Origin of the sequence: Stenotrophomonas sp. (assembly GCF_032066555.1) — a bacterium.
In the GTDB taxonomy this organism is placed as follows: Bacteria; Pseudomonadota; Gammaproteobacteria; order Xanthomonadales; family Xanthomonadaceae; genus Stenotrophomonas.
Window position 1 is genome coordinate 8,444 of the sequence record NZ_DAMBKV010000015.1, and the last position, 16,551, is coordinate 24,994.

Consider the following 16,551-nt stretch of genomic DNA (forward strand, 5'->3'; position numbering starts at 1 on the left):
GGCTGTTGAGGCTTTACCGGGAAGGCCTCTTGCCGAGCATGGCTCGGCACTACGCCTGGCTCCCTCCCTTTGGCCGCAGGCCAAGGGGAGGGCTGGGGAGGGGTTGGCTGTTGAGGCTTTACCGGGAAGGCCTCTTGCCGAGCATGGCTCGGCACTACGCTTTGCTCCCTCCCTTTGGCCGCAGGCCAAGGGGAGGGTTGGGGAGGGGTTGGCTGTTGAGGCTTGACCGGGAAGGCCTCTGCCGAGCATGGCTCGGCACTACAAGCCCCTCTCCCGTTTACGGGAGAGGGGTTGGGGTGAGGGCGGCTTTCGGGCTTTACCGGGAAGGCCTCTGCCGAGCATGGCTCGGCACTACAGGGGGATTTTCGCTTCGATGTTGCGCCGCAGAATGCGCTGGGCGAAATGCTCATGCTTTACTTGGATCGATCTAAATTTTCGGCAATGTGATGCGGGGGAAGCAGAAGGGGCTGCGAAGGGCGCGCCTTTGTCTGCCGCAACTCACTGAAAACATTGCTGCAAGCACGCTTTGCATGGCCCGTTGTTCGGTACTCGCACCCACCAGCCGCTGTCGTGACGGCTGTCGGGGCAGGTGCCGGGGCCGCCCGTTTTTGCTGATGCCTGGCATCTCTCCCCATCCCGTTCCCGGATGGGCTGGACATCAGCGGCCCGGCTGGTCCGGGCCACCCTATGCCGCAATGCCATCCACGCCACACCGACCGACCCAAGGATCCAACGCATGAGCCGATCGCCGACCTTCGCACCTCCCCGCCGCCTGCTGGCAACGGCAGCCTGCCTGCTGGCGCTGGGCGTCGCACCGCTGCTGCAGGCCGCACCCTCGGCTGCGCTGGAACGCGAGGTCAATACCTTCATCGGCAGCAAGGACGACGGCAACACCTTCCCGGGCGCATCGGCGCCGTTCGGCCTGATCCAGGTCAGCCCGATCGGCAGCCACTACTCCGGCTGGCGCTATGACGACGAGAAGATCCGCGGCTTCGGTCATTCCTTCATCTCCGGCGCAGGTTGCTGGGAGCAGGGCGGGCAGGTCTCGGTGTTGCCGGTCACCGGCAGCATCGGTCCCGGTGGTGATTTCGATACCAAGGACCCCAAGCGCTTCGACCACAAGAACTACGCCTCGGCGTACAGCCACGATGGCGAAGTCGGCCAGGCTGGCTACTACAAGGTCCGGCTGACCGATTACCGTGGCATCGACGTGGAAACCACCGCGCTGACCCGCGCCGCCGCCGAGCGCTATACCTTCAGCGCGGGCGTCAGCGAAGGCCAGGTGCTGGTCAATGTGGCCCAGGCCAACGAGCGCCATTCGGTGATCGGCAGCGTCATCGACGTGGTCGGCGACCGCGCGGTGGAAGGCAAGCTGGTCACCAAGAGTTTCTGTGGCGGCCACCAGTACACCACCTGGTTCCGCATCGAGTTCGATCGGCCGTTCAAGGCCCATGGCACCTGGGGTGAGGAAGGCGGCCTGCCCGGCGCACGCCACAGCATGGAAGGCGAAGCCAAGCCCAATGGCGCGTGGTTGAGCTTTGATCTGGCCGGCGGCCGCAGCGTCACCGCTACCAGTGCGATCTCGCATGTGGATGCCGAAGGCGCACGCAACAACCTGCGCAGCGATGGCATGCAGGGCGGCAAGCTGCTGAGCTTCGATCGCATGCGCGCGCTGTCGCAGGCGCAGTGGCGCGAACAACTGGGCAGCGTCAAGGTAGAAGGCGCAAGCGCCGATGATCGCACCGTGCTGTACACCGCGCTCTACCATGCGCTGCTGCAGCCGATGACCGGCAGTGATGCTGACGGTCGTTATCGCGGCTATGACGATGTCATCCATCGCGCCGATGGTTGGACCTACTACGAGTACTTCTCGCTGTGGGATACCTACCGCACGCAGAACCAGTGGCTGGCACTGACCCGCCCGGAAGTCGCGCGCGATATCGGCCGCAGCCTGCTGGCCATCAACGAACAGGGTGGCTGGTTGCCGCGCTGGGGCTATGCCAACTTCGAAACCAATGTGATGACCGGCGACCCGGTGACGCCGTTCATGGTCGACCTGTGGCGCTTCGGCGCGCTGAAGGGGCGCGAGGCGGAAGCCTGGGGCGCGCTGCGCCGCAATGCCTTCGAGATGCCGCCGATCAATTCGCGTATGGCCGGCCGTTCCGGCAATGCCAGCTATCTCGCCAATGGTTATGTGGCCTATGACCGTGCTTTCCCCTCCAAGGGCATGGACGTTGATCCGCACCACGGCGGCTCGGCAACGCTGGAATATGCCCTAGCCGATTGCGCGCTGGCGCAGATGGCCGATGGCCTCGGCCACGCCGACGATGCAGCGACGCTGCGCGCACGCGGTGGCAACTGGCACAAGGTATGGGATGCGGATGTACGCGATGCGGAAACCGGCTTCACCGGCTTCCCGCGTCCGCGTGACGAGAACGGCAAGTGGTATACGCCGGCCAACGGCCAGTACAGCCCGCGCTCGCAGCATGGCTTCCACGAAGGCACGGGTTGGCAATACCAGTGGCTGGTGCAGCAGGACGTGCCCGGCATGTTGCAGGCGATGCATGGTCGCGAGCAGGCCGGCAAGCGTCTGGATGCGTTCTTCGCCTATGACGCGCTGCTGCAGTCACCGCTGACCGCTGCCCGCAAGGAATGGGTGGTTGGTCCGTACAGCTATTACAACCAGTACCGCTACAACCCGAACAACGAGCCTGACCTGCATTCGCCGTGGATGTATACGCTGATCGGCCAGCCGTGGAAGACCGCCACCGTGGTCCGCGCCGCGCAGCAGCTGTTCACCAATGCGCCCAATGGCGTCACCGGCAATGATGACCTTGGCACGATGTCGGCCTGGTACCTGTTCAGTGCGCTGGGCCTGTACCCGGCAGTGCCGGGCAGTGGCCAGTTCCTGCTGCATGCGCCGCGCTACAGCAAGGCAGAGATCACCCTGGGCAATGGCCGCACGCTGCGCCTGCAGGCACCGGGCGCCGATCCGCGCAGCCTGCAGTACATCCAGAGCGTGCAGGTTGATGGCAAGCCGCAGCCGGCGGTGTGGCTGGACTGGCAGCGCCTGCAGCAGGGCGGCGATGTGCGCTTCACCCTGGGTGCGCAGGCACCGGAGCAGGGTTGGGGCACCGCACAGGCCGACCTGCCGGTGTCGTACTGCGCCACCCCGGGCAGCGCCCAGCCGTGAGCACGGGCAGCGCCAAGACCGGGAAGAAGGGCACGGGCAGCGCAAGCGCTGGCCGTGATCCTTTAGGCTTGGCGCATCCCGGAACCGCAGCGGAAATGATGAAAGACACTTCTACCGGCGCCAAGGGCGCACGCAAGGCCGGCCAACGCGCGGTCACCGTCACCGACATCGCACAGGCGGTGGGCGTGTCGCGGGCGACTGTGTCGCTGGTGCTGCGCGGCAGCCCCCTGGTCAATGTCGACACCCGCGCCAAGGTCGAGGCGGAACTGCGCAAGCAGCGTTATGTGTATAACCGCACCGCTGCAAACCTGCGCCGGCGTACCTCGTCGTCGATCGCGCTGGTGATCAATGATCTGTCCAACCCGTTCTTCGCCGAGTTTGCCTCCGGCGTGGACGAGGCCTTGGGTGGCAAGGGCTTCGTGACCCTGCTCGGCAGCACCGGCGAATCGCCGCAGCGCCAGCAGGCGGTGTTGAGCACGCTGATGGAGCACACGCCGACCGGCTTCATCCTGTCGCCGGCTGAAGGCAGCGATGCCGAAGAGCTGCGGCATGTATTGGGTGCGCATGCCAACGTGCTGTTGTTCAACCGTGAACTGGTCGGCGCAGACTGGGACTTCCTCACCTTGGACAACCAGCACGGCGCGTACATGGCGACCCGTCACCTGATCGAACGCGGTCATCGTGATATCGCGTTCTTTGGCGGGCATGGGGAATCCAGTTCCTGCGCGCAGCGCCGCCTCGGCTACCAGCAGGCCTTGAGCGAAGCCGGCTTGCCCTTCCATGCGGACTGGTTGATCGAGTCCGCACCCAATCGTCTGGAAGCGGCTGCACGTACCGGCGAATTGTTCGAAGGCGCACAGCGCCCCAGCGCGGCGGTCTGCTACAACGACACGGTTGCACTGGGCCTGATGCTGGGCCTGACTTCGCGTGGCATACGCCCGGGCGGCGACTTTGCCGTTACCGGCTTCGACGATATCTCCGAGGCCGCGGTCGCGGTACCGCCGTTGACCACGCTGACCGCTGATCCGCGCGAACGTGGCCGGCAGGCTGCAGCCCTGTTGCTGCAGCGCCTGGACAACCCGGATGCGGCACCGATGCGCACGGTCGCACCGGTGCACCTGCGGATCCGCGAGAGCAGTGCAGCAAGACCAAGCTGACTCCTCAACCCCATTTCCCGATTACCGTATCCAGGCAGCCCACATGCACATACCAACATCGCCGTCATCCACATCAAGCCAGTCGGCGCCCGTCGTCAATACACGTGTGGCCTTGGCGGTGGCGACCACCATCTTCTTCATGTGGGGCTTTCTTACCTGTCTCAATGACATCCTGATCCCGCACCTGAAATCGGTGTTCGAGCTGAACTACACCCAGGCGATGCTGGTGCAGTTCACCTTCTTTGGCGCCTACTTCCTGATGTCGCTGCCGGCCGGTCGTCTGGTGGCGAAACTGGGCTACAAGCAAGGCATTGTGGCGGGACTGGTGATCGCCGGCATCGGCGCACTCGGCTTCTGGCCGGCGGCGGAGCTGCGTGTTTACGGCGCCTTCCTTGCGGCTCTGTTCGTACTGGCGACCGGCATCACCGTGTTGCAGGTGGCCGCCAATCCCTATGTTGCGCTGCTTGGCCCGGAACGCACCAGCTCCAGCCGTCTGACGCTGGCGCAGGCCTTGAATTCACTGGGTACGGCGATCGCACCGATCTTCGGCGGCATGCTGATCCTCGGCAACACGGTCAAGAGCGCCGACGAGCTCAAGGCATTGCCGCTGGCCGAGCAGGTGGCCTACCGCGCGCAGGAAGCGCAGTCGGTACAGGGGCCGTATCTCGGCCTGGCAGTGGCCCTGTTCCTGCTGGCGCTTTTCGTGTTCCTGTTCCGTCTGCCGGCGCTGAGTGAGAACAGCGAGCAGGCCGACAGCGCACGCCACAGCTATGGCGATGCGCTGCGCCACAAGCACCTGCTGTTCGGCGTGCTGGGCATCTTCTTCTACGTGGGCGCCGAGGTCTCGATCGGCAGTTTCCTGGTCAACTACCTGTCGCTGCCCAATATCGGCGGCTTCAGTGAACAGCAGGCCACGCACTATGTGTCGCTGTACTGGACCATGGCGATGATCGGCCGCTTTGCCGGTTCGCTGCTGCTGGTACGCTTCTCGCCGCGCAAGTTGCTGGCGTTGTTTGCGCTGATCAACGTGGGCTTGCTGGCACTGACCATGGGCACCGAAGGTCACGTGGCCTTGTATTCGGTGGTGGCGATCGGCCTGTTCAACTCGATCATGTTCCCGACCATCTTCGCGCTCGGCATCGAGCGCCTGGGGCCGTTGACCAACAAGGCCTCCAGCCTGTTGATCATGGCCATTGTGGGCGGCGCGGTGGTGCCGTTCCTGCAGGGCGTGCTGGCCGACCGCATCGGTGTGCACCATTCATTCGTACTGCCGTTGCTGTGCTACGGCTACATCATTTTCTACGGGCTGGTCGGTTCGCGTACCAGCACCGGCGTTACCCAACAGGACTAAGGCCAGATGGGCAAGATTGTTTGTTTCGGCGAGATTTTGATCGATCTACTAGCGCAGCCGCCGGCCTCGGCGGACACCCCGCGCGCGTTCCTGCAGTACGCCGGCGGCGCCCCTGCCAACGTCGCCGTGGCTGCTGCCCAGCTGGGGGCGAGCAGCCATTTCGCCGGCATGCTGGGCCGCGACATGTTTGGCGACTTCCTGCTGGAGAGCCTGCAGCAGGCCGGGGTCGAGACCGACTGCATCGTGCGCACCGACGCAGCCAAGACCGCGCTGGCCTTTGTCGCGTTGGACGCACATGGCGAGCGCAGCTTCAGCTTCTACCGGCCGCCGGCGGCGGATCTGCTGTTCCGCGCCGAACACTACCTGCCGGCCTGCTTTGATGGCACGGCCTGCTTCCATGTCTGCTCCAACAGCCTGACCGAAGCGGATATTGCCGCGGCCACGTTCGAGGGCATGCAGCGTGCTCGCGCCGCTGGCGCCGTGGTCAGCCTGGATCTGAACCTGCGCCCTGCGCTGTGGCCGGCGGGTGTCGATCCCTCACCGCGGCTGTGGCAGGCGCTGGAACGCGCCGACCTCATCAAACTCTCGCGAGAGGAACTCGATTATCTCGCCGCGCCACTGGGCGCCGATGGCGATGCGCAGGTGCTGCGTCGTCTGCTGGCCGCGCAGGCGCGCTGGGTGATCGTCACCGACGGAGCGGGCGTCCTGCGCTGGTATACCCGGCATGGGGAGGGCGAGGTGCCGAGCTTCCGTGTGCATGCGGTGGATACCACCGCTGCGGGTGATGCGTTTGTCGGCGGCGTACTGGTCGGGCTGGTCGAGCGCGGTGGTGCAGGCGCGGGTTTCGCCGCGTTCTGCCAGACCCCGAACGCAATCAATGGCACGCTGCGCTTTGCCGCAGCGGTGGGCGCATTGGCGGTGACCCGCAAGGGCGCCTTTGCGGCAATGCCAAGCTTGAACGAAGTGCAGCATCTGCTGCAGCAACAGGAAGCCCTCGCATGACCACCACGCCCGATTTCCGCTCCCCAGCCTTCCTGCGCGCGCATATCGCCGACACGATGGCCTTCTACCATCCGCATTGCATCGATCCCGATGGCGGCTTCTTCCATTACTACCGCGACGACGGCAGCATCTACGACCGCAGCCATCGCCACCTGGTCAGCAGCACCCGCTTCGTCTTCAACTATGCGATGGCCTACCGCGAGTACGGCACCGCCGAGTATCTGGATGCGGTGAGGCATGGCGTGCGTTACCTGCGCGAGGTGCATCGCAATCCGGCCACCGGCGGCTACGCCTGGACCTTGCGCGATGGCAAGGTCGAGGACGACATGAACCACTGCTACGGCGTGGCCTTCGTGCTGCTGGCCTATAGCTGCGCGCTGAAGGCCGGCATCGAGCAGGGCCGTGAATGGATGGACGAGACCTGGCAGCTGCTGGAGCGCCACTTCTGGGAGCCGCAGCACGGCCTGTACCGCGACGAAGCCGACGCCAACTGGAACTTCACCGGTTACCGCGGCCAGAACGCCAACATGCATATGTGCGAAGCCATGCTGGCCGCGTTCGAGGCCAGCGGCGAACAACGCTACCTGCAACGCGCACTGCAGCTTGCCGACAACATGACCCGCCGGCAGGCGGCCAAGGCCGGCGGCCTGGTCTGGGAGCATTACGACACCGATTGGAACATCGATTGGGACTACAACCTGGACAATCCCAAGCACCTGTTCCGTCCCTGGGGTTTCCAGCCCGGTCATCAGACCGAGTGGGCCAAGCTGCTGATGATCCTCGACCGTCATGTCGATGCCGATTGGCTGGTGCCCACGGCAAAGCACCTGTTCGATACCGCGGTAACCCGTTCCTGGGATGCGCTGCGTGGCGGCCTGTATTACGGCTTTGCACCGGAATCGCGTCGCCAGCCCAACATGGACGGTGCGGCGATTGGCGGTGACAGCTTTGTCTGCGACGACGACAAGTACTTCTGGGTGCAGGCCGAGTCGCTGGCCGCCGCCGCGCTGCTGGCCAAGCGCACCGGCGATGCCGGCTACTGGGAGTGGTACGAGCGGCTGTGGGCGTACTCATGGCAGTACTTCGTTGATCATCGCTACGGCGCGTGGTTCCGCATCCTCGATGCCGACAACCGCAAGTACGACGACGAGAAGAGCCCGGCCGGCAAGACCGATTACCACACCATGGGTGCCTGCCACGAAGTGTTGAATGTGGTGCGCGAGGTCTGACGAATACTGTTCGTGCAGTGCTCGCAATAATCCAGTCGTCATCCCCGCGAAGGCGGGGATCGCTCTGGCTCCAGGCTCCAGTAGTTGAATTCAGAGCAAGAACAGCTTTTGTTTTTTGGTTTGTCGGCCGTTGCTACTCGGTTTAAAAAAGCGGAAGCAGCACCAGGGAGGAGATGGCATGCAGCAAGCGCATACGAAGTTTGGATCGATACAAATTCTCGCTCAACGCGCATGCCGTGGCCTGTTGCTGTGCGCGTTGTCGCTGGCGTCCAGCGCAGCCGTGGCCGCACCATTGCAGGCCCAATGGAGCTTCCGTCTGCTGCCCGGTGATGCGCAGCTGCAGGCGCATCCGGGCATGGATGCATGGAAACCGGCCACGGTGCCGGGCAGCGTGCATACCGACCTGATGGCGGCTGGCCTGATTGCAGATCCCTACGTGGGCGCTGCGGAAGCGGGGCTGCAATGGATTGGGCTGGGCGACTGGGAATACCGCGCCCGCTTCGACGTGGATGCCGCAACCCTGGCGCGTCCGCACGCGGAACTGCGCTTCGATGGCCTGGACACCTTCGCCGAGGTCCGCCTCAACGGCGAGCCGCTGCTGAAGGCCGACAATGCGCACCGCACCTGGCGTGCCCGCGTCGATGGCCGCCTGCGCGCGCAGGGCAATGAACTGCAGATCGTATTCCGCTCGCCGATCCGCACCTTGCTGCCGCAGGTACAGGCGATGCCGCACAAGATTGCCGGCAACTATCCTTCGCCCTACGGCGATGAGCCCAGGGACGCGATGGTCGGCAACTTCGTACGCAAGCCCGCCTACCACTTCGGTTGGGACTGGGGCCCGCGCTATGTCACCGCCGGTGTCTGGCGACAGGTGCACCTGGACAGTTGGGATCAGCAGCGCATCACCGATCTGGCCGTGCGCACCGAGGCGCTGGATGCGGACCAGGCCCGCTTGAATGTGATGTTGCAGGTGGAGCAGGCCGATAGCGCCGCCACCGGTCAGGTCGTCATTGATGTGCGTGACCCGGACGGCAAGCCGGTGGCGCAGATCACCCGCGCTATCGCCTTGAAGCCCGGTGAAAACAGGGTGTCGCTGCCGCTGCAGATCGACAAGCCGCGCCGCTGGTGGCCGGTGGGTTATGGCGCGCAGGATCGCTACACCGTGCAGGCGCGCCTGGGTGAGGGCAAGCAGGAGGCCTTGCAGTCCAGCATCCGTATCGGCCTGCGCAGCGTGCAGCTGCAGCGTGACGAGGACAAGGACGGTGGGCAGGGCTTCGGCTTCGTCATCAATGGCGTGCCGGTGTTCGCCAAGGGCGCAAACGTGATTCCGTTTGATGCCTTCCCGGCACGGGTCACGCGCGAGCGCCTGCGCCGCGACCTGCAGGCCGCACGCGATGCCAACATGAACATGCTGCGCAATTGGGGCGGCGGTTACTACGAAGACGATGACTTCTTCGACATCGCCGACGAACTCGGCCTGCTGGTCTGGCAGGACTTCATGTTCGGCGGCGGCATGCAGCCCGGCTATGACCCCGCGTTCCGCGCCAATGTGGTGGCCGAGGCACGAGACAACATCCGTCGCCTGCGCCACCACCCCAGCATCGTGCTGTGGTGTGGCAACAACGAGGAAGAAACCGCGTGGAAGGATTGGGGCCACGGCAAGACCTTGAAGGAGGCCGACCCGGTGTTTGCCGCGAAGGTCTGGCAGGGTTATGTGGACCTGTTCGGCACGGACCTGCGCAAGGTCGTTGCCGAGGAAAGCCTGGGCGTGCCGTACTGGTCCAGCTCGCCCAGCAATGACCTGGACAGCAAGGCCAACGACTCGCGCCGCGGTGACAAGCATTACTGGGAAGTCTGGGGCAACCCGGCGCTGCCGCCGACGGCTTACCTGAAGGAAACCCCGCGCTTCATGTCCGAGTACGGCCTGCAGGCCTGGCCGCAGCTGTCGACCATCAACGTTTTCGCCACGCCGGAAGAGCAGCAGGTGGATGGGCCGGTGATCCAGGCCCACCAGAAGTTCCTGGCTGGCAAGGGCAATGAGCGCTTGCTGCATTACATCGAGATGGAATTCGGTACGCCGCGGTCATTCCCCGACTTCGTTTACCTGAGCCAGATGATGCAGGCCGAGGGTATTGAGCTGGCGGCACTGCACCACCGTGCCTCGCGTCCGTACACGATGGGCTCGCTGTACTGGCAGCTCAACGATGTGTGGCCGGGCGCGTCCTGGTCCAGCCTGGATTACTACGGCAACTGGAAGGCGCTGAATTTCCACGCACGCCGCTTCTTCGCCGAGGTGGCGGTGGCGGCGCTGCGCGATGAAGGCAGTACCCGGTTCAGTCTGCTCAACGACGGTCGTGCAGAAGTGCAGGGGCAGTGGCGTGTGCGCGTGCTGGATTTCGATGGGCGGGAGTTGCAGCAGCAGCGCAGGCCGATCAGCTTGCCCGCACTGTCGGCCACCGAGGCTGCACGCTTCAGCGACGCCGAGCTGCTGCAGGGCGCAGACCCCAGTCGCAGCGTCGCCGTATTCGAACTGCTGCGCGGTGACGCAGTAGTGGCACAGCGCCTGGTCTACTTCGTTGCCGCCAAACAGCAAGCCTTGCAGCCGGCACAGCTGCACAGCGCGCTGCGTGCCGAAGGTGACCACTACGTGCTGGAGCTGCGCGCCGACACGCTGGTGCGTGGCATCTGGATCGGCTTTGACAAGGCCAACGCCAGCGTCGAGGACAACGCCTTCGATCTGCTGCCCGGCCAGACCCGCACGCTGCTCGTGCGCAGCACCGCACCGCTTTCCACCCTGCGCACAGCCCTGCACCTGCAGACGCTGGGCGACACCCTGCAGTCCCGTCCCGTTGCATCGCAAGACAACGCTTCCGTCGAGAGGATCCACTGATGACCCGTTCCCTGCGTACCGCCCCCCTGGTCGCCGCGCTGATGCTGGCGCTCTCCGCCTGCAGCCAGCAGGCCGCCGCTCCCGCCACCACTCCGGCTGCACCGGCCACAGCTGCTGCTCCGGCCGATGCCGCCCTGCCGGCTGTCGATGACGCCGAAGCCGCACGCATGGCCGAGCAGGTCCGTGAAGCCACCCGCCACGCCTGGCAGGGTTACATGCAGTACGCCAAGGGCCATGACGACCTGAAGCCGCTCAGCGGCCAGCCGCGTGACTGGTATCCCAAGCCGCTGCTGATGTCGCCGGTCGATGCCCTGGACACGCTCCTGCTGCTCGGCCTGGACAAGGAAGCCAACGAAGCGCGCGAGCTGATCGTCACCCAGCTGTCCTTCGACCAGGACATCGACGTGCAGAACTTCGAGGTCACCATCCGTCTGCTCGGTGGCCTGCTGTCGGCCTACCAGATGACCAACGATGAGCGCCTGCTCAAGCTCGCCGATGACCTGGGCACACGCCTGTCGCCGGTGTTCGACAGCCCGACCGGCCTGCCGTACACCCACGTCAACCTGCATACCGGCAAGACCAGCGGCAAGGTCAGCAACCCGGCCGAAACCGGCACGCTGCTGCTGGAGTTCGGCACCCTGGCCAAGCTCACCGGCAAGCAGGCGTACTACGACAAGGCCAAGCGTGCGCTGGTGGAAACCCACAAGCGCCGCTCCAAGATCGGCCTGGTCGGCCTGAACATCAACGTCGAAACCGGCGAGTGGACCAACAAGGACGCCTCGATTGCCGGTGGCATCGACTCGTACTACGAGTACCTGCTCAAGTGCTGGAAGCTGTTCGGCGACGAAGACTGCAAGAAGATGTGGGACGAGAGCATCGGCCCGATCAACCAGTACCTGGCCGATGAATCGCGCGAAGGCGAGCTGTGGTACGGCCACGCCGACATGGATACCGGCGCCCGCACCTCCACCACCTATGGCGCGCTGGATGCGTTCATGCCGGGCCTGCTGGCTCTGGGCGGTGACCTGGATCGCGCCAAGCGCCTGCAGGAATCCAACCTGAAGATGTGGCGCCTGCACGACATCGAACCGGAGTCGCTGGACTACGCCAAGATGGAAGTGCGCTCGCCGGGTTACGCCCTGCGCCCGGAGATCGTCGAGTCCGCGTACTACCTGCACCACTACACCGGTGACGCACGCTACCGCGGCATGGGCAAGCAATTCTTCGATGACTTCGTGCGCTACACCCGCACCGATCATGGCTTCGCCGCGCTGAAGGATGTTCGCAGCAAGGAGAAGGACGACTCGATGGAGAGCTTCCTGTTCGCCGAGACGTTCAAGTACTACTACCTGCTGTTCGCCCCGGCCAAGACCCTGGACTTCGACGGCATCGTCTTCAACACCGAAGCCCACCCGCTGCGTCGTACCTGGTAAAGCCAAGCAGTTGCAACGCTTGAGCCCCTCTCCCGCACGCGGGAGAGGGGTTGGGGTGAGGGCAGCTTGTGCCCTTGGACTTCCTCCCCTTGGTTGCCAATGTGGAAAGGCTGGGCGTTGCCAGACTGCCCTAACCAGCTTAAGCGCCTGCCCCCATCACAAGCCAACCGTAAGAGCACGCTAAACTCCGCCACAACGGAGACCATGGCGGGGGCCGATGGAGCTGTCTTCCATCCTGATCATCGACGACGACGCAGCTTCGCTGGCGAGGCTGGTCAGGCTCGTGTCCGAATTACTGACGGACCAACAGACACGCATTCACACCGCCGACAGCCTCGGCAGTGCCATTGCACTCCTGCAAGCCCATCAGTTCGACCTCGCCCTGGTCGACATGCAACTACCCGACGGCACCGGCATCGAACTTGTCGGTTGGATGCAGCAGCATGTGCCGCAACTGCAAGCAGTGATCGTGTCCGCGTTTGCGGAGGAAGAGAGCATCTTCGCCGCATTGCGCGCCGGCGCCGCAGGCTACCTGCTCAAGGACCGGGAGGACATCGAGCTGACGGTTGCACTGCGCAGCCTGCAACGCGGCGGCGCGCCGATCGACCCGATGATCGCGCGGCGCATTCTGTCCTTGCTGCCCGTTGTGCAGGCACCGGTTGCTGCACCAGCTACGCCAAGCGTGCACCTGTCCGAGCGCGAACTTGGCATTCTCAACCATGTCGCGCAAGGCTATGGCAATCGCGAGATCGCCGAGTTGCTGGGGCTCTCCCGGCTGACCATAGAGGCGCACACCCGCAATATCTATCGCAAGCTTGCGGTAGGTTCGCGGACCGCTGCGGTATACGAAGCCCGTGCGATGGGATTGCTGCCTTGATCCGCTGGCTGCTGCTGGTGCTGTTGTCGGCGTGCGCGGCCCTCGCCCATGCACAGGAAGCGGAGGTCATCCGCATTGCCCATGCAGAGGCGGTGCGCGCGGACTGGCAGTCGCCCGCAGCGCCCGTGCAAGGCTGGGTGCAGGTGCCATTGGCTGACCAGTGGCAGACCCGCTGGCCGGATCATGATGGCGTGGTCTGGTATCGACTGCGCTGGCAGCAGGGGGACGCGGACCAGCCCACTGGATTGCTGTTGGACTACACCTGCATGGCTGCCGCGGTCTACCTCAATGGCAGCCTGATTGATCGCGATCCCTCGCTGGTCGAACCGCTATCACGCAGCTGGCATGTGCCGCGCTATTTCCTGTTGCAGTCGCCGTTGCTGAAACAGGGCGAGAACGAACTGCTGGTGCGCGTGTCTGGCCTGGCGGCCTACCAACCTTCGCTGGGGGTGGTGGATGTAGGCGACCCGCAGGCCTTGCAGGCACGCTTCCGCAAGGAGGTTTTCGTCCGCCATGACCTGCAGGTGCTGGATAGTGCGATTGGTTTCGTGCTGGCGGCAGTGATCGGCATGTTCTGGCTGCTGCGGCGCAAGGAGTCGATGTATGGCTGGTATGCGTTGAGCGCGGTGTTCGGACGCCTGTACGACAGTAATTTTTTTGCCAGCAGCCCGTGGCCGTTCCCTACCACCGATGGCTGGCAAGCCTTCATTGGTGCCTGCTACGTGGCCGGCGCTGCTGCCCATACTGTCTTCCTGCTGCGGTTCTGCGAGCGGCGCTGGCCGCGTTTGGAGCGCGTGTTGCTGGCCATTGCAGTGCTGGTGATGGCGGGTGCCTTGCTGTGGCCGCAATGGATGGGGCCGAACCGCAACCTCTACCTGGTGCCGACCATTGCCTTCCTGTACGCGGTGTCGTTTACCTTCATGGGCTATGCGTTGCGCAGTGGCCGGCGTGATTACCAGGTGCTGGCGTTGTGCATCATCCTGCCGATCGCGGTCTCGCTGCATGACCTTGGCGTGTACATGGGTTGGTATGGTGGCGTCAGCTACCTGGGTTCGTTCACCTCACCGCTGATGCTGCTCGGCATGGGCTTCGTGCTGGCGTACCGCTTCGCCAACACCATGCAGCGGGTGGAAGGCTTCAATGCCGAGCTGCGCAATGAGGTGCAGCTGGCCACCACGCAGTTGGCGGACAACCTGCAACAGCAGCATGCCTTGGAACTGGCCCATAGCCGCGCCGGTGAGCGTCTGCAGCTGGTGCGTGACCTGCACGACGGTTTCGGCGGCACCTTGGTAGGCGCCATCGCCCGCCTGGAACAGGCGCCGGAGGACATGCCGCGGCAGGAGGTCATCGGCGTGCTACGCGAAATGCGAGATGACCTGCGCCTGGTGATCGACAGCACCGCCCGCGAACAGGCGGATCTGGCCGAGCTGCTGGCGCCGCTGCGCCACCGTACCAGTGGCTTGCTGGATGCGGTGGACATCCAGGCCCACTGGCACCTGCAGGACATCGATGGCATCGAGCTGGGTGCCAGCCGCAGCCTTGACCTGTTGCGGCTGCTGCAGGAAGGCCTGACCAATGTGTTCAAGCACAGCCACGCGCAGCGCGTGGACGTCTATCTGCGCAGGCAAGGCGACCAGCTGCAATTGCATATCGACGACGACGGCGTTGGTCTGGCGCAGGGCGCTGACGGCGTGGTTGCGGTGCGTACAGGGGCAGGGTTGGCCAGCATGCGGTTGCGCGCCCGTAGGCTCGGTGGTGAGCTGCAGGTATCACCTGCTGACAACGGCACGGGTACCCGGCTGGCACTGGTGCTGCCGCTGATGGCGTGACCGTCCTACGGTACGCCGACTACCTGATTTCGTGGATGCGCGATTGGCGGGCCCGGCATTAGCTTTCTCCCTTGCTGATTCGGGGGATTCCACAATGAACCGTCATGTCGTTACCAAGGCTGGGCCGCTGGCGGCGGCTGCCATGCTTGCTTTGCTGCCATTGTTGCCGGCGCAGGCCGCTGAAGTGGTTGGCGGCACGTCGCCGACGGCGCCCTGCACCCAGGACACCGCCACCGGTGCCATCGCCTGTCAGGACGGCAGCCGGGTGGGCAGCGACGGCCCTGCAGGCCCGAACATGCTGGGCTGGAGCACCTCCGCTGGCGGGCTGGGCAATGCCACTGGCAACACCGCTTTCGGGCAAGGCAGTTCCGCCGGCTTGGGCGGCCAGGGCTCAAATGGCACCGCCGGGGGGACCGGCGGAATCGGTGGCAATGGAGGGACCTACAACCTGGCGTTCGGCACCAACAGCAGTGCGGGCAACGGAGGCAGGGCCGGTCAGGGCAGCGCCGGTGGCACGGGTGGCAATGGTGGCGCCGGCGGCAATTACAACATCGCGTTGGGCAATGGCAGCCAGGCCGGCAATGGTGGCAACGGCAACGATATGTGCTGTGGTTTCCCGGCCCCCACGGGTGCTGCGGGCACGGACAACAACGTCGCCATTGGCAGGAACGCGGTAGCTGCCGGTGGTGGCTCGGTTGCGCTGGGCGCCGGCAGCAGCGATGAAGGTGCCGCCAACGTGGTCTCGGTGGGTTCGGCAAGCCTGAAAAGGCGCATAAGCAACGTGGCTGCTGGCATCAACGGCAGCGATGCGGTCAATCTCACCCAACTGGGTGCGTTGGCAGCTGCGCTTGGTGGTAACGCGAGCTACGTTGGCGGCACCTTCACCGCTCCAGGCTACATCGTCCAGAACATCAGTTATCAACAAGTAGGGGCCGCACTGGGAGCGTTGGACAGCGCGCTGTCCACGCAGAACAGCAGCTTGGCTGCGATCGCTGCCAGCGGTGATGCGGCGACCCTGGTCTCTGCAATGCAGTACACCGACCAGCAATTGGCCGGCGGCCAGGCCGTCGCCCTGCAAGCAGCACAAGCCCATGCCGATGCAGGTGATACGGCAACCCTGGCGGCAGCCTCGGGCTATACCGACACCCGCGTGGCTGCGGTGCGCGCGGAAGTGAATGCCGGCGACAGTGCAACCCTGGCATCGGCCAACCAGTACACCGATACGGCGACAGCGCAGTCGCTTGGCAGCGCGCGGGCGTATACCGATGCAGCCGTTGCTGCGTTCAGCGATGACTTCACCCGTTTCAACGATGGGGTGAATCGACGCCTGCATGATCAGGACCGGCGCATCGATCGGATGGGGGCGATGACATCGGCGATGACCAACATGGCAATGAATGCAGCCGGTGGGCAAAGCGCGCGTGGTCGGGTTGCGGTGGGTGCGGGTTTCCAGGGCGGCGAACAGGCGTTGTCGGTTGGCTATGGCGTGCGCTTGGGGGCGCGTGGTTCATTCTCGTTGGGCGGCGCCTTCGGTGGCGGGGAAAAATCCGCAGGCCTTGGTTTTGGCCTCGATCTTTGATGCCGGCGCAG

10 protein-coding genes are annotated in these 16,551 nt (G+C 64.7%); all 10 read left to right on the plus strand.

The window, feature by feature from the left end:
* Positions 1-793 precede the first annotated feature (793 nt).
* The gene (locus RT131_RS15190; protein ID WP_313173693.1) at positions 794-3,193 is read left to right on the plus strand and encodes a GH92 family glycosyl hydrolase; all 2,400 of its coding nucleotides are present in this window, start codon (positions 794-796) and stop codon (positions 3,191-3,193) included.
* A 98-nt stretch (positions 3,194-3,291) separates the two neighbouring features.
* Positions 3,292-4,350, plus strand: a complete 1,059-nt coding sequence (locus tag RT131_RS15195; protein ID WP_313173631.1) for a LacI family DNA-binding transcriptional regulator — start codon at positions 3,292-3,294, stop codon at positions 4,348-4,350.
* A 43-nt stretch (positions 4,351-4,393) separates the two neighbouring features.
* Positions 4,394-5,701 carry an L-fucose:H+ symporter permease gene (fucP, locus tag RT131_RS15200; RefSeq protein WP_313173632.1) on the plus strand — a complete coding sequence of 436 codons (1,308 nt, stop codon included), beginning with the start codon at positions 4,394-4,396 and terminating at the stop codon, positions 5,699-5,701.
* 6 nt (positions 5,702-5,707) lie between these two features.
* Positions 5,708-6,703 (plus strand): carbohydrate kinase, encoded by a 996-nt coding sequence (locus RT131_RS15205; RefSeq protein ID WP_313173633.1) that lies wholly within the window; start codon positions 5,708-5,710, stop codon positions 6,701-6,703.
* Entirely contained in the window at positions 6,700-7,932 is a 1,233-nt protein-coding gene (locus tag RT131_RS15210) for an AGE family epimerase/isomerase (protein WP_313173634.1), read from the plus strand. The genes RT131_RS15205 and RT131_RS15210 overlap by 4 nt, the downstream gene beginning before the upstream one ends.
* Positions 7,933-8,212: 280 nt before the next feature.
* Complete coding sequence (locus tag RT131_RS15215; RefSeq protein ID WP_313173635.1) at positions 8,213-10,822, plus strand: glycoside hydrolase family 2 protein; 2,610 nt, start codon at positions 8,213-8,215, stop codon at positions 10,820-10,822.
* Complete coding sequence (locus RT131_RS15220; RefSeq protein ID WP_313173636.1) at positions 10,822-12,255, plus strand: glycoside hydrolase family 47 protein; 1,434 nt, start codon at positions 10,822-10,824, stop codon at positions 12,253-12,255. Before RT131_RS15215 ends, RT131_RS15220 begins: the two co-directional genes overlap by 1 nt.
* 217 nt (positions 12,256-12,472) lie before the next feature.
* On the plus strand, positions 12,473-13,132 hold the full coding sequence (locus tag RT131_RS15225; protein WP_313173637.1) for a response regulator transcription factor: 660 nt from the start codon (positions 12,473-12,475) through the stop codon (positions 13,130-13,132).
* Positions 13,129-14,961, plus strand: coding sequence for an ATP-binding protein (locus RT131_RS15230; protein ID WP_313173638.1), 1,833 nt, complete (start codon positions 13,129-13,131; stop codon positions 14,959-14,961). The genes RT131_RS15225 and RT131_RS15230 overlap by 4 nt, the downstream gene beginning before the upstream one ends.
* A gap of 94 nt (positions 14,962-15,055) precedes the next feature.
* A complete protein-coding gene (locus tag RT131_RS15235; RefSeq protein ID WP_313173639.1) occupies positions 15,056-16,540 on the plus strand; it encodes an adhesin in 1,485 nt (494 codons plus the stop codon).
* The last annotated feature ends 11 nt before the right edge of the window (positions 16,541-16,551 follow it).

Excerpts from the sequence above, each read along its gene's own strand:
- RT131_RS15225 (WP_313173637.1), top strand. The coding sequence starts at position 12,473 with ATGGAGCTGTCTTCCATCCTGATCATCGACGACGACGCAGCTTCGCTG.
- RT131_RS15220 (WP_313173636.1), top strand. The coding sequence starts at position 10,822 with ATGACCCGTTCCCTGCGTACCGCCCCCCTGGTCGCCGCGCTGATGCTG.
- RT131_RS15235 (WP_313173639.1), top strand. The coding sequence starts at position 15,056 with ATGAACCGTCATGTCGTTACCAAGGCTGGGCCGCTGGCGGCGGCTGCC.
- RT131_RS15210 (WP_313173634.1), top strand. The coding sequence starts at position 6,700 with ATGACCACCACGCCCGATTTCCGCTCCCCAGCCTTCCTGCGCGCGCAT.
- fucP (WP_313173632.1), top strand. The coding sequence starts at position 4,394 with ATGCACATACCAACATCGCCGTCATCCACATCAAGCCAGTCGGCGCCC.
- RT131_RS15195 (WP_313173631.1), top strand. The coding sequence starts at position 3,292 with ATGAAAGACACTTCTACCGGCGCCAAGGGCGCACGCAAGGCCGGCCAA.
- RT131_RS15205 (WP_313173633.1), top strand. The coding sequence starts at position 5,708 with ATGGGCAAGATTGTTTGTTTCGGCGAGATTTTGATCGATCTACTAGCG.